This is a genomic window from Acidovorax sp. 1608163, from assembly GCF_003669015.1.
Classification (GTDB): Bacteria; Pseudomonadota; Gammaproteobacteria; order Burkholderiales; family Burkholderiaceae_C; genus Acidovorax.
Genome location: NZ_CP033069.1, coordinates 4,443,135 through 4,455,966, shown reverse-complemented (window position 1 = coordinate 4,455,966; position 12,832 = coordinate 4,443,135). Strand labels below are relative to the sequence as shown.

Below are 12,832 nucleotides of genomic sequence, written 5' to 3'. Positions count from 1 at the left end.
TCGATGCTGGTCTTGCCCATTGAGGCGTCCGCGTGGCCCGGGCGTTGGGTGCGTTGGCTTTCTCTCTATCTTGGGCGGCGCCTTGCGCGCCTTGCCCTGCTACAGCAACGGTTCAAGATGGCTCTCCTGCAGGATGTCACGCTCGGTATCGACTTTGGTACCTCCAACTCGGCCATGTCGGTACGCCAAGGCAGCGGCCCCGCGCGCATGATTTCGCTCGAAGGCGATGCGCGCACCTTGCCCACGGCCTTGTTTTTCAACACCGAGGAGCAGCGCACGCACTTTGGACGCGATGCGATTGCGCAGTACCTAGAGGGCACGGAGGGGCGCTTGATGCGTTCGCTCAAGAGCCTGCTGGGCAGCGCGCTGCTGCAGGACAAAACGGCGGTGCACAACCAGCTGATCAGCTACCAGGACGTGATCAGCCTCTTTTTGCGCATGCTGGCGCAAAAGGCGCAGGCGGAGCTGGGCGGCATGCCCGGGCGCGTGCTGATGGGGCGCCCGGTGCACTTTGTGGACGACGACCCCACCCGCGACCAGCAGGCCGAGGATGCGCTGCGGCAAGCGGCCTTGGATGCCGGGTTTGAGAACGTGTCGTTTCAGCTGGAGCCCATTGCGGCGGCGCTGGACTATGAGCAGCGCATTGACCACGAAGCCGTGGTGTTGGTGGTGGACATTGGCGGCGGTACCTCGGACTTCACGGTGGTGCGACTGGGGCCTGGGCGCATGCAGCGGGCTGATCGCCTCAGTGATGTGCTGGCCACCACCGGGGTGCATGTGGGCGGCACGGACTTTGACCGCCGCTTGAGCCTGGAGCTGTTGATGCCATTGCTGGGCTTCAGGCACCTGGGGACCAGTGGGCGAGAGGTGCCCAGCCGGGTGTTTTTTGACCTCTCAACCTGGCACTTGATCCAGTGGCTGTACTCGCCCAAAGCGCTGCGCGATGCGCAGAACCTGCGCACCGACTACGCCAACCAGCAACTGCATGCACGCTTGATGACGGTGTTGAACGAGCGCTTGGGCCACAAGCTGGCCAATGCCATGGAGCAGGCCAAGATTGCCGCGTCGGTGAGCGATGCCATGGCCCCGGTGGCACTGGACTGGATCGAGCCAGCGCTGGCCTCCGGCGTCAGCCCTGAGGGGCTTGCGCAGCATTTGACGTCTCCGCTGGCCCAGGTGGTGCAATGTGCCCAGCAGTGCCTGCAACTGGCGGGGCTGCAGGCCAGTGACTTGCAGGCCATCTACCTCACTGGGGGCTCGTCCGCGTTGCGCCCGTTGCGCCATGCGCTGCGGGTGGCTTTTCCCGACACCGCGCAGGTGGAGGGGGATCTGTTTGGCGGCGTGGCCTTGGGATTGGCCGTTGCGCCGTAACTGAAATTTGCTATTAAAAATATAGCTTCTAGCGCTTATTAATCAAGCGCTAGAAGCTATTTTGGCTTGTTTTTTGAGCCCCTGCGCGTTGGGGGGCTCCACGCTCAGGGCGTTTCGTCGTCCGTCTCGCGCTTCCAGCCCAGGGCCGTGTCGTACAGCACGTTGCGCGATGCCCCGGTCACTTCGGCCGCCAGGCGCACAGCGGTTTTCAGGGGCAGTTCCTGCAGCAGCAGGCGCAGCACGCGCAGGCTTTCGCCGTTGTTGTCGCTGGCCACGGGCACGGGGTGCAGCAGCACCACAAATTCGCCGCGGGAGCGCTGGGCGCCGCCTTCCAGCCATGCCGTCAAGGCGTGGGCGGGCTGGGTGGTGATTTCTTCGAACTGTTTGGTCAGCTCGCGTGCCAGCGTCACCGGGCGCTCGCCCAGCGGCGCCAGCGCGGCGGCCAGTTCTTGAATGCGGTGGGGGGCTTCCAGCAACACCACGCAGCGGGGCTCTGCGGCCAGCACTTGCACGGCGGCGGCGCGTTCGGCCTGTTTGACGGGCAAGAACCCCGCGAACACAAAGCCGCCTTGCTCTGCACTGTGGGCCACCGCGCCTGCTGCGCTGAGCGCCGTGGTGATGCTGCTGGCGCCGGGCAGGGGGACGGATCGCAGGCCTGCTTCGCGCACCGCTTGCGCCAGGCGGGCGCCGGGGTCGCTCACGCCCGGCGTGCCTGCGTCGCTCACATAGGCCACACGCTGGCCTTGCTGCAAGCGCTGCACCACGTTCAGCGCAGCTTCAGCCTCGTTGTGCTGGTGCACGGCCAGCAACTGGTGCGTGCTTTTGTCGATGCCGTAGGCGCGCAGCAGGGCTTGGGTGTGGCGTGTGTCTTCACAGGCCACGGTGTCGGCCAGCTGCAGCACATGCAGCGCACGCAGGGTGATGTCGGCCAGGTTGCCGATGGGTGTGGCCACGACGTACAGCGCGCCCTGCGGATAATGCTGCGCAGCGGCCGCATCGTGTGCGGCGGTCAGGGCTGTTGCGAAAGATGCGCTCAATGAAATTCCTTGGAAAAAAGCCTGTGAAGCCTGCTCTGGCGGGCGTTGCTGCGGTGGCGTCTGGCCCTGCAGCGGGCACTACGCGCCAGCGCGGCAATGCGGCCGAAGACCGGGCACTGGCCTATTTGCAGGCGCAGGGCTTGCAGCTGCTGGAGCGCAATTATCGGACGCCCGGGCGCGGCGGTGGTGAGATCGACTTGGTCATGCGCGAACGCGATGGCACCGTGGTCTTTGTGGAGGTGCGCAGCCGCAGCAGCGGGGCGTTTGGTGGGGCGGCGTCCAGCATTGGCGCTGCCAAGCAGCAGCGCGTGGTGTACGCCGCGCGCCACTACCTGCTGCGCTATGCATCGCCCCCACCATGCCGGTTTGATGCGGTGCTGCTCGAAGACTCGGTGCAGTGGCTCAAAGCGGCCTTTGATGCGCAGTGAGGTGCATGCCCGCCTGTTGGGGTTTGCGGGTGGGCGCGCACTGCTTCGCACCGGGGCTGAATGCCCTACCCGTGGCAACCCTTTGCTACAAAAGATGTAACACCCGCCGAGTATCATCGGGCCCTCATGCTTGAGCAACGCATCCAACAACACTTCATCGACAGCGCCGACCTGAAATACCAGGCCGCGCAAGTCTTGAGCCAACCCATCGCCTCGGCCGTTCAGGCCATTTTGGCGTGCGTCACCAGCGGGGGCAAAGTGCTGGCCTGTGGCAACGGCCCATCGGCCGCCGAAGCGCAACAGTTTGCCGCCTTGTGCGTTGCGGGCTTTGAGCGCGACCGGCCCGAGCTGGCGGCTCTCGCCCTCACGACCGACAGCACCTTGCTCACCGCGTCGGCCAGCGCCCCTGACATGTCGTCGCAGCAGTTTGCGCGCCAAGTGCGAGCCCTGGGCCAGGCTGGCGATGTGTTGTTGGCGCTGTCGGTGTCGGGCAACGATGCCAACCTGCTGTCGGCCACCGAGGCCGCGCACGAACGTGACATGACCGTCATCGTGCTGACAGGCCGCACCGGGGGGCGCTTGGCCACCGTGCTGCGCGAAACGGACGTATCGATCTGTGTGCCCCATGACCGCGCTGCGCGCGTGCGTGAGGTGCATGCCTTGGTGCTGCACTGCCTGAGTGACGGTGTGGACGCCCAACTACTTGGTGACCAGGAGACTCCTCTATGAAGCAAACCTTGAACCGCACTCTTTGCGCCGTGCTGGCCGCTACCGCGCTGGCCGCAGGCCTGTCGGCATGCGCACCCCTGGTGGTGGGCGGTGCCGTGATGGGCACCATGATGGCGGTGGACCGTCGCACAACGGGCACCCAAGTCGAAGACGAGGGCATTGAGCTGCGCTCGGCCAATCGCCTCAATGAGGCCCTGGGTGACCGTGGTCATGTCAACGTGACCAGCTTCAATCGCCAGGTGCTGCTGACGGGTGAAGTGCCCAGCGCACAAGACCGCCAGCGGGTGGAGCAGATCGTTCTGGGGGTGGAGAACGTGCGCTCTGTCGTCAATGACCTGGCCGTCATGCCCACCACCAGCCTGGGCCAGCGCTCCAACGACACCTTCATCACCGGCAAGGTGCGCGCCAGCTTGGTGGACGCCAAAGACCTGTCTGCCAACGCCTTCAAGGTGGTGACGGAGCGCAACATCGTCTACATGATGGGCCGTGTCACCCCGCGCGAAGCGCAGCGCGCCACCGAAATTGCACGCGGCGTGAGCGGTGTGAACAAGGTGGTGCGTGTGTTTGAAACACTCACCGAGGACGAGCTGCGCAACATCGCCCCGGCACCCGTGATTCAGGACGCGCCAGCGCCCTCGTACCCTCGCAACTGACGCAGCGGTTTTATTAAGCCCACAGGCCCCGCGCCTTGTGGGTGGCCTGAACGCTGGGCTGCCGAGCCAGCGCAGGCCTGCGGGGCGTGTTGCCCGCACCGCATGGTGCGCTCTGGCAGCACACCGGGGGGTGTTTATTTCAGGCGCTTGATCAGGCTGGAGGTGTCCCAGCGCTGGCCCCCCATTTTTTGCACATCGGCATAGAACTGGTCCACCAAGGCAGTGACGGGCAGACGTGAGCCATTGCGCTTGGCCTCATCCAGCACCAGCCCCAGATCCTTGCGCATCCAGTCCACCGCAAAGCCGAAGTCGAACTTGTCGTCCACCATGGTCTTGCCACGGTTGTCCATTTGCCAGCTTTGCGCGGCGCCCTTGCCAATGACGTCCAGCACCTGCTTCATGTCCAGCCCCGCGTTTTGACCAAAGGCCACGGCCTCGGACAGACCTTGCACCAAGCCCGCGATGCAGATCTGGTTGACCATCTTGGCCAGTTGCCCCGCGCCGCTGGCGCCCAGCAGGGTGAATGCGCGCGAGAACGCCATGGCCGTGGGTTGCACGGCCTCAAAGGCCGCTGTATCGCCACCGCACATCACCGTGAGCAGGCCGTTTTGCGCACCGGCTTGGCCGCCGGACACGGGGGCATCGACAAAAGCCAGGCCTAGTGCCTGGGCTGCCGCATACAGCTCGCGCGCCACTTCAGCAGATGCCGTGGTGTGGTCCACAAAAATGGCACCAGGCTGCATGCCTGCAAAGGCGCCATCCGCACCCAGCGTGACGGAGCGCAGGTCATTGTCGTTACCCACGCAGCAGAACACGATGTCGGCATCCGCCGCAGCCTCGCGCGGGGTTGCTGCATGTTTTGGGGCCTTGGCGCCTGCGTATTCAGCGCACCAAGCTATGGATTTTGTAGCGGTACGGTTGTAAACCGTCACCTCATGCCCCGCCAGCGCAAGGTGGCCAGCCATGGGGTAGCCCATCACCCCCAAGCCCAGGAAGGCGACTTTGCGGGAAGGGGTGGCGTCGTAGTTGCGGGGATTGGTGCTTGGCATGGCAATAAAGGAAGATGGATCAAAAAGAAAAGTCCGCATTGGGCGCGCACTTGCCAGTGCCACCGTGGAGCGGGCTTTGCCCGGCCACCGGTGGCGTCCCCCTCGGGGAAGGCGCCGCAGGCGACTCAGGGGGGCTTTCAAACTATGGCGAAATGCTCGGTGCCCGAGGCCAAGTCGGGTGACTTGGCGCGTTGGCTGTTGAGCTTGATTTGCAAGCGCAGGTCGTTCAAGGAGTCTGCGTTGCGCAACGCGTCTTCATAGCTGATGACGTTCGCTTCATACAGATCGAAGAGCGACTGGTCGAAGGTCTGCATGCCCAGGTTGCGGCTCTTCTTCATGATTTCCTTGATCTCAGAGACATCGCCCTTGAAGATCAGGTCAGAAATCAGCGGGGTGTTGAGCATGATTTCCACCGCCGCAGCACGGCCCTTGCCGTCTTGCTTGGGAATCAGCCGCTGTGACACCATGCCGCGCAAGTTCAGCGACAAGTCCATCAGCAATTGGGCGCGGCGCTCTTCTGGGAAGAAGTTGATGATCCGGTCCAGTGCCTGGTTGGCGCTGTTGGCGTGCAATGTGGCCAGGCACAAGTGCCCGGTTTCAGCGAAGGCCACGGCATGCTCCATGGTTTCGCGGTCGCGGATTTCGCCCATCAGGATCACATCGGGCGCTTGGCGCAGGGTGTTCTTGAGGGCGGCTTCCCAGCTGTCGGTGTCCAGGCCCACTTCGCGCTGCGTCACTACGCAGTTCTTGTGGGGGTGCACGAATTCGACCGGGTCTTCCACCGTGATGATGTGGCCAAAAGAGTGCTCGTTGCGCCAGTCCACCATCGCGGCCAGCGTGGTGGACTTGCCGGAGCCGGTAGCGCCCACCATGATGCACAAGCCGCGCTTGGCCATCGTCACTTCCTTGAGCACCTGGGGCACCCCCAGACCGTCAATGGTGGGCAGTGTCAGCGGAATGGTCCGCAGCACCATGCCGACCCGGCCTTGCTGCACAAAGGCATTCACCCGGAAGCGACCAATGCCCGCAGGCGAAATGGCGAAGTTGCATTCCTTGGTGCGTTCAAAGTCGGCCACCTGCTTGTCGCTCATGATGGCGCGGGCCAAGGTCAGGGTGTGCGTGGGCGTCAAAGGCTGGGGCGATACCTTGGTCACCTTGCCATCGACCTTGATGGCCGGTGGAAACTCCGCTGTGATGAACAAGTCGCTGCCGTTGCGGCTGACCATCAACTTGAGCAGGTCATTGATAAATTTACTGGCCTGATCGCGTTCCATCAGAAATCCTCTCTGGCGTCATTGTCAGCCGGGCGGCTGTCTTTGTTCTGCGCTGTTTACGTGCGGTTACTTTTGGTTGTCGCTCAAGCGGGCACTGACCACGCGCAAGCGCAACGACAGTTTACGCGCCAACAGCGCCACCAAGCTGGCGGCCAACTGGGGGTCTTGGGACATCATGTCGTCCATGGCTTCGGCGCTCAGCACCGCGATTTCACAGTCGGTGAGCGTGGTGCAGGCCGAAAAACGGATGCCGCTATCGAGCAGCGACATCTCGCCCAGGATGTCGCCTGGGCGGGTTTCCGCCAGACGCAATTGCTCACCCCAGGGTTGCACGCGGTCCACGGCAATGGTGCCAGTCAACAGCACCACCATGAAGTTGCCGTATTCGTCCTGGCGGATTACGTCGCGGTTGGACGGAATGGCGGCAAATTCAAAAAAGCGCTCCATGCGTTCCACGGCATCCTTGTCCAGGTGCGCCATGTACTTGTCCTTGGACCACAGGCCTTGCAGCAGCTTGCCCCCACGGCTGGTGGGCAGGCGCTTGGCGCCTACCTCTACAGCACGTGCTTCCCAAGGGACGAGCATGGAGTCATCCACGCCCTGGCCCGCAAAGGCGGTGGAGAACAGCACGGAATCGGTGTTGTCGTCCTTGGGCTTGTTGCCTATGGTTTTTGAACGCAGAAGGCCAAGAATGCCTTTCATAAGATGCTCCGGTCTACAGCACAACGGTGCTGCGATATGTGTCTATGGGGGCGTGTGTGACGCCGATCAGCCAGGGAAGTTCTCGGGGATCTTGGCCTTGGCGCGCGCTTCTGCAGGGCTGATGATGTTGCGGCGCACCAGATCCGTGAGGTTCTGGTCCAGTGTCTGCATGCCCACGCTGTTGCTGGTCTGGATGGTGGAGTACATCTGCGCCACCTTGGCCTCGCGGATCAGGTTGCGGATGGCGCTGGTGCCCAGCATGATTTCGTGCGCAGCCACGCGGCCCGAGCCGTCCTTGGTTTTGCACAGCGTCTGCGAGATCACGGCCTGCAGCGATTCGGACAACATCGCGCGGACCATTTCCTTTTCTTCGGCCGGGAACACGTCAATGATCCGGTCGATGGTCTTGGCGGCGCTGGACGTGTGCAGCGTGCCGAACACCAAGTGGCCTGTTTCAGCGGCCGTCATGGCCAGGCGGATGGTTTCCAGGTCGCGCATTTCGCCCACCAGGATCGCGTCCGGGTCTTCGCGCAGTGCGGATTTGAGCGCAGCGGCGAACGACAGCGTCATCGGGCCGACTTCGCGCTGGTTGATCAGGCACTTCTTGGATTCGTGCACGAACTCGATCGGGTCTTCCACCGTGAGGATGTGGCCGTACTCGGTTTCGTTCAGGTAGTTGACCATGGCGGCCAGCGTGGTGGACTTGCCCGAGCCCGTAGGGCCGGTCACCAGCACCAGGCCCCGTGGCTTGAGGGCCAGGTCGCCAAAAATCTTGGGGGCGTTCAGTTGCTCCAGCGTCAGGATCTTGCTCGGAATCGTCCGGAACACGGCCGCTGCGCCACGGTTCTGGTTGAATGCGTTGACACGGAAACGGGCCAAGCCTTCGATCTCAAACGAGAAGTCAACCTCCAGGAATTCCTCATATTGCTTGCGCTGGGAATCGCTCATGATGTCGTACACCATGGCGTGCACGGTCTTGTGGTCCAGCGCCTCGACGTTGATGCGCCGCACATCGCCGTGCACCCGGATCATGGGCGGAAGCCCCGCCGACAAGTGCAAGTCGGAGGCCTTGTTCTTGACGCTGAATGCCAGCAATTGGGTAATGTCCACGGGGTTCCCTCTATCGTTTGGTACGCTTGGCGGCCATTATGACCACGATTGCTAACAACCTCCAACAGGTGAACGACCGCATTTCCGAGGCGTGCCGGGCAGCTGGCCGGGCGCGGGAGGAGGTGGCTTTGTTGGCTGTCTCCAAGACCTTCGGCGCCGAGGCAGTGGCCGAGGCCGCCGCTACCGGGCAGCGGGCTTTCGGCGAAAACTACATCCAGGAGGGCGTGGACAAGATCCTGGCACTTCGCCAGCAATTGCCATTTGCGCTGCAATGGCACTGCATCGGGCCTGTGCAGAGCAACAAGACCCGGCTGGTGGCTGAGCACTTTGACTGGGTCCACACGGTGGACCGGCTCAAGATCGCCCAGCGTTTGTCTGACCAGCGGCCCCGGGACCTGCCTGCTTTGAATGTGTGCATCCAGGTGAACGTGGACGGTGGCGAGACCAAAGCCGGGGTTGCGCCCCAGGACGCGCTGGAGTTGGCCTTGGCTGTGGCAAAACTGCCACGCCTGCGGCTGCGCGGGCTGATGAGCATCCCCGATGCCAGTCCTGACTTCGCCGCCCAGAAAGCGGTGCACAGTGCGGCCCGCGCGTTGTTTGACCAAATCCGCAAGGCCCTTGTGGAGGCCGGCATCCCTGGGGCGGAGGGGTTTGACACCTTGTCATTGGGCATGACGGCCGACCTGGATGCCGCGATCCAGGCAGGCAGCACCCTGGTGCGTGTCGGCACCGGGGTGTTTGGTGGGCGTACCTACCCCCCTGCTTGACGGGCAGTGGCTACCCCCGCTTCAGCCGGGCAGGGCAAAGCGCGCAACGCAGTCCAGGGCCGCTTGCACATCGGCCTGGCTCACATCCAGATGCGTCACCCAGCGCAGGCGGGTCTGGCCTGCATACAAGCCACTGGTCACCCGCACCTGGTGCTGGGCGAGCCAGGCCGTGAAGGCCGGGGCAATGTCTGGGTGGATGTCGGTGAACAGGATATTGGTTTGCCAGGGCTGCACCGTGATGCGGCCCTGTAGCGCCGGGTGGCTGCGGCCCATCTCCTGCAGCCCCTGGGCCAACTGGTTCAAGTGGGCATGGTCATCCGCCAGGCGGCGGATGTGGTGCTGCAGCGCATAGTGCCCCGCTGCCGCCAGCACACCGGCCTGGCGCATGCCGCCACCCAGAATCTTGCGGGTACGGCGTGCCTGGCGGATGAACGCAGCGCTGCCCAGCACCAGTGAGCCCACGGGCGCGCCCAGGCCCTTGCTCAGGCACAGCGACACCGAATCAAAATGGCTGCACAGCGTGCGCGCTTCGTCGTACACATCGGTGCCATGGCGCGCAGCGTTGGCCGTGGCGGCGTTGAACAAGCGCGCGCCGTCCAGGTGCATCGCCAGCCCCCGGCTGCGGGCCAGTTGGGCCACCTCGGCGATGTAGTCGGGCGGCAGCACCTGGCCGCCGGTCGTGTTCTCCAGTACCACCAGGCGTGTGCGTGCAAAGTGTGGGTCGTCGGGCTTGATGGCGGCGGTGATGTCGGCCAGTCGCAGCGTGCCATCGGGCTGGGTCTCGACGGGCTGGGGCTGGATGGAGCCCAGCACCGCCATGCCGCCCGCCTCCCAGCGGTAGGTGTGCCAGCTCTGGCCCACGATGGCTTCATCGCCCCGCTGGCAGTGGCCCCACAGCGCAATCAGGTTGGTTTGCGTGCCCGAGGGGGCGAACAGCGCGGCCTCAAATCCCAGCAACTGCGCTGCATGCTCCTGCAGTGCGTTGACCGAGGGGTCATCGGCAAACACATCGTCGCCCAGCGGGGCTTTGAACATCGCCTCGCGCATAGCGGGCGTGGGTTGGGTGACGGTGTCGCTGCGAAAGTCGGGCATGGCAATCCTGCGGGTAAAAAGGGCATCGTAGCGGCCCGTGGCCAACGCTGTGCGGGCGGGTCTTTTGGCCCAGCCTGCATGCTAAGCTGGCCTGCTCGGCCTACCCCGCACCGGGGTGGCGTTCCTGTTGACGGAGAACTTTCATGCCCGGACTGCTGCCCGATATCGACCCCGATGGCTTGCTTGAATTTTCGGTGGTCTACACCGACCGCGCGCTCAACCACATGTCCAAGCGCTTCACCGGCGTGGTGCAGGACATTCTGGGCACGCTCAAAGAGGTCTACCACGCCCACACCGCCGTGCTGGTGCCCGGCAGCGGCACCTTCGGCATGGAAGCCGTGGCCCGCCAGTTCGCGAACCGCGAGAAGGTGCTCATCGTGCGCAATGGCTGGTTCAGCTACCGCTGGACGCAGATCTTCGACGCCGACAAGGGCCTAGGCGGCGGCTCTGTGGTGTGCAAGGCGCGCCAGCAGGGCAGTGGCCCGCAGGCCCCCTGGGCACCATGCCCGGCTGAGGAGGTGGCGGCCACCATCCGCGCCGAAAAACCCAAGGTGGTGTTCGCCCCCCATGTGGAGACGGCCAGCGGCATCATCCTGTCCGACGACTACATCCGCACCGTGACGGCTGCGGCCCACGATGTGGGCGCGCTGTTCGTGCTGGACTGCGTGGCATCCGGCGCCATGTGGGTGGACATGCAGGCCACGGGCGTGGATGTGCTCATCAGCGCGCCGCAAAAGGGCTGGAGCGGCTCGCCCTGCTGCGCCATGGTGATGTTGAGTGAACGCGCGCGACAAGCCATCGACGGCACCACCAGCAGCAGCTTCTCGTGCGACCTCAAAAAGTGGATGCAGATCGCCGAGGGCTACGAAAAGGGCCAGCACGCGTACCACACCACCATGCCCACCGACGCGCTGGTGCGCCTGTCCGAAGTGATGGCCGAGACGCGCGCCTACGGCTTTGCCAAGGTGCGCGAGGAGCAGATTGAGCTGGGCACCAAGGTGCGCGCGCTGCTTGAATCGCGCGGCTTCCCCAGCGTGGCGGCCGACGGCTTCAAGGCGCCCGGCGTGGTGGTGAGCTACACCACCGACCCCGGCATCCAGAACGGCAAGAAGTTCATGGAAGTGGGCTTGCAGACCGCTGCGGGTGTGCCGCTGCAGTGCGACGAAGGCCCGGACTTCAAGACCTTTCGCATCGGTCTGTTTGGCCTGGAGAAGTGGCACAACGTGGACCGCACCGTGGGCCACCTTGCCAAGGCGCTGGACCAGATCGCCGTGGCGGCCTGAGGCGCTGCAGCAAACCCGGATGACCACCGCGCTGGCCCCTGACACCGCAGCGCTGGCCCTGCGCCGCGCCAAGCGGCAAGCGCTGGGCCTGCTGGGGCTGGTGACCGCCGTTTTTATTGCCACCAGCGTGGTCGAGCGGGATTTGCTGCTTAACTGCATCAAAGCCATGGCCGAGGCCGCCATGGTGGGCGCGCTGGCCGACTGGTTCGCGGTGGTGGCGCTGTTCCGCCGCCCGCTGGGGCTGCCCATTCCGCACACCGCGGTCGTCGCGCGCAACCAGGCGCGCATCGGCCGCAACCTGGCCACCTTTGTGCGCGACAAATTTTTGGACGTGCCCTCGCTGGTGGCACTGATCCGCCAGCACGACCCCGCCGAGCGGCTGGCGCAGTGGCTGACGGCACCGGGCAACGCCGCGCTGCTGGGGCACCAGGCCACGCGTTTGGCCTCGGCCGCGTTGGAAACGGTGCAGGACGCGCAGGTGGAGCGCTTCATCCAGAAGGCGGCGCGTGCGTTGATCGGACAAGTGGACATGTCGCGCGCCCTGGCGGCGGTGCTCGACACCCTCACGCACAACGGCCGCCACCAGGCGCTGCTGGACGAGGTGCTGGAGAAACTCATCGAATTGCTGCAGAACGAGCCAACCCGTGCCTGGGTGGCGCAGACCATCGTGGCCTGGCTAAAGAAGGACCACCCGCGCACCGAAAAGTTATTGCCCAGCGATTGGCTGGGCGACAAGGGCTCGGCCCTGCTGGCCCGCGCGCTGGAGAGCGTGATGGCCGATGTCGCCACCAACCCGCAGCACGCCCTGCGCGCGCAGTTCGATGCGGCGGTGCAGCGTTTCATCGAGCGCCTGCGGACCGACCCCGACTGGGCACGCAAGGGCGAAGAGATCCGCACCTGGTTGCAGACCGATGCCACGGTGGCGGGCTATGTGCAGACCTTGTGGCAGGACCTGCGCGGGGCGCTGCAGCGCGATCTGGCCGATGCCGATTCGGTGCTGGCGCGGCAGGTGGGCAAGCTGGGATTGTGGTTCGGTGAGTCGTTGGCGGGCGATGCGGCGTTGCGGCAGTCGTTCAATGACCGCCTGGAGCGGTGGGTAGAGGGGCTGGCGCCAGATGTGTCGGCCTTCATCGCCCAGCACATTGAAGACACGGTGCGCCGCTGGGACACCGAAGAGATGACGCAGCTGATCGAGCTGAACATTGGCAAGGACCTGCAGTACATCCGCATCAACGGCACCGTGGTCGGCGGGTTGATCGGGTTGGTGTTGTTCGGGGTGTCGCACGCCAGGGAGGTTTGGGCGGCGGTGTCAGGGGCATGAAAATGCTATTAAAAAT

At 64.5% G+C, this 12,832-nt stretch carries 13 protein-coding genes; 7 read left to right on the top strand and 6 right to left on the bottom strand.

Features of this window, described 5'->3' with window-relative positions; genetic code table 11:
• Nucleotides 1–117: 117 nt before the first annotated feature.
• Entirely contained in the window at nucleotides 118–1,371 is a 1,254-nt protein-coding gene (locus EAG14_RS19790) for an Hsp70 family protein (RefSeq protein ID WP_121729901.1), read from the top strand.
• Nucleotides 1,372–1,475: 104 nt separating this feature from the next.
• Here EAG14_RS19790 and rsmI read toward each other — a convergent pair whose 3' ends face one another.
• Nucleotides 1,476–2,408 (bottom strand): 16S rRNA (cytidine(1402)-2'-O)-methyltransferase, encoded by a 933-nt coding sequence (rsmI, locus tag EAG14_RS19785; protein WP_121729900.1) that lies wholly within the window; start codon nucleotides 2,406–2,408, stop codon nucleotides 1,476–1,478.
• Here rsmI and EAG14_RS19780 point away from each other — a divergent pair.
• The 3 genes from EAG14_RS19780 (at nucleotide 2,408) to EAG14_RS19770 (ending at nucleotide 4,218) form a co-directional block, all read left to right on the top strand.
• Nucleotides 2,408–2,836: a YraN family protein gene (locus EAG14_RS19780; protein ID WP_121729899.1), complete on the top strand. Its 429-nt coding sequence runs from the start codon at nucleotides 2,408–2,410 to the stop codon at nucleotides 2,834–2,836. The two genes, rsmI and EAG14_RS19780, sit on opposite strands and share 1 nt — an antisense overlap.
• Nucleotides 2,837–2,962: 126 nt before the next feature.
• Nucleotides 2,963–3,565 carry an SIS domain-containing protein gene (locus tag EAG14_RS19775; protein ID WP_121729898.1) on the top strand — a complete coding sequence of 201 codons (603 nt, stop codon included), beginning with the start codon at nucleotides 2,963–2,965 and terminating at the stop codon, nucleotides 3,563–3,565.
• Nucleotides 3,562–4,218, top strand: coding sequence for a BON domain-containing protein (locus EAG14_RS19770; RefSeq protein ID WP_099657633.1), 657 nt, complete (start codon nucleotides 3,562–3,564; stop codon nucleotides 4,216–4,218). Before EAG14_RS19775 ends, EAG14_RS19770 begins: the two co-directional genes overlap by 4 nt.
• A gap of 134 nt (nucleotides 4,219–4,352) precedes the next feature.
• Here the strand turns inward: EAG14_RS19770 and EAG14_RS19765 are convergent, their stop codons facing one another.
• From EAG14_RS19765 to EAG14_RS19750, 4 genes are all read right to left on the bottom strand, one after another.
• Entirely contained in the window at nucleotides 4,353–5,267 is a 915-nt protein-coding gene (locus EAG14_RS19765; protein ID WP_121729897.1) for an NAD(P)-dependent oxidoreductase, read from the bottom strand.
• Between the two features lie 137 nt (nucleotides 5,268–5,404).
• On the bottom strand, nucleotides 5,405–6,541 hold the full coding sequence (locus tag EAG14_RS19760) for a PilT/PilU family type 4a pilus ATPase (protein ID WP_099657635.1): 1,137 nt from the start codon (nucleotides 6,539–6,541) through the stop codon (nucleotides 5,405–5,407).
• A gap of 66 nt (nucleotides 6,542–6,607) precedes the next feature.
• Complete coding sequence (locus tag EAG14_RS19755) at nucleotides 6,608–7,243, bottom strand: cyclic nucleotide-binding domain-containing protein (RefSeq protein WP_099657636.1); 636 nt, start codon at nucleotides 7,241–7,243, stop codon at nucleotides 6,608–6,610.
• 66 nt (nucleotides 7,244–7,309) lie between these two features.
• Nucleotides 7,310–8,353: a type IV pilus twitching motility protein PilT gene (locus tag EAG14_RS19750; protein ID WP_099657637.1), complete on the bottom strand. Its 1,044-nt coding sequence runs from the start codon at nucleotides 8,351–8,353 to the stop codon at nucleotides 7,310–7,312.
• A 38-nt stretch (nucleotides 8,354–8,391) separates the two neighbouring features.
• Here EAG14_RS19750 and EAG14_RS19745 point away from each other — a divergent pair, with 38 nt between their 5' ends.
• Nucleotides 8,392–9,120 carry a YggS family pyridoxal phosphate-dependent enzyme gene (locus tag EAG14_RS19745; RefSeq protein WP_121729896.1) on the top strand — a complete coding sequence of 243 codons (729 nt, stop codon included), beginning with the start codon at nucleotides 8,392–8,394 and terminating at the stop codon, nucleotides 9,118–9,120.
• 21 nt (nucleotides 9,121–9,141) lie between these two features.
• On the opposite strand, the gene ltaE is transcribed toward EAG14_RS19745, so the two are convergent.
• On the bottom strand, nucleotides 9,142–10,212 hold the full coding sequence (gene ltaE / locus EAG14_RS19740) for a low-specificity L-threonine aldolase (RefSeq protein WP_121729895.1): 1,071 nt from the start codon (nucleotides 10,210–10,212) through the stop codon (nucleotides 9,142–9,144).
• Between the two features lie 143 nt (nucleotides 10,213–10,355).
• Between ltaE and EAG14_RS19735 the strand changes: the two genes are divergently transcribed.
• Nucleotides 10,356–11,495, top strand: a complete 1,140-nt coding sequence (locus EAG14_RS19735; protein ID WP_121729894.1) for an aminotransferase class V-fold PLP-dependent enzyme — start codon at nucleotides 10,356–10,358, stop codon at nucleotides 11,493–11,495.
• A gap of 19 nt (nucleotides 11,496–11,514) precedes the next feature.
• The gene (locus EAG14_RS19730; protein ID WP_121729893.1) at nucleotides 11,515–12,816 is read left to right on the top strand and encodes a DUF445 domain-containing protein; all 1,302 of its coding nucleotides are present in this window, start codon (nucleotides 11,515–11,517) and stop codon (nucleotides 12,814–12,816) included.
• Nucleotides 12,817–12,832: the final 16 nt, after the last annotated feature.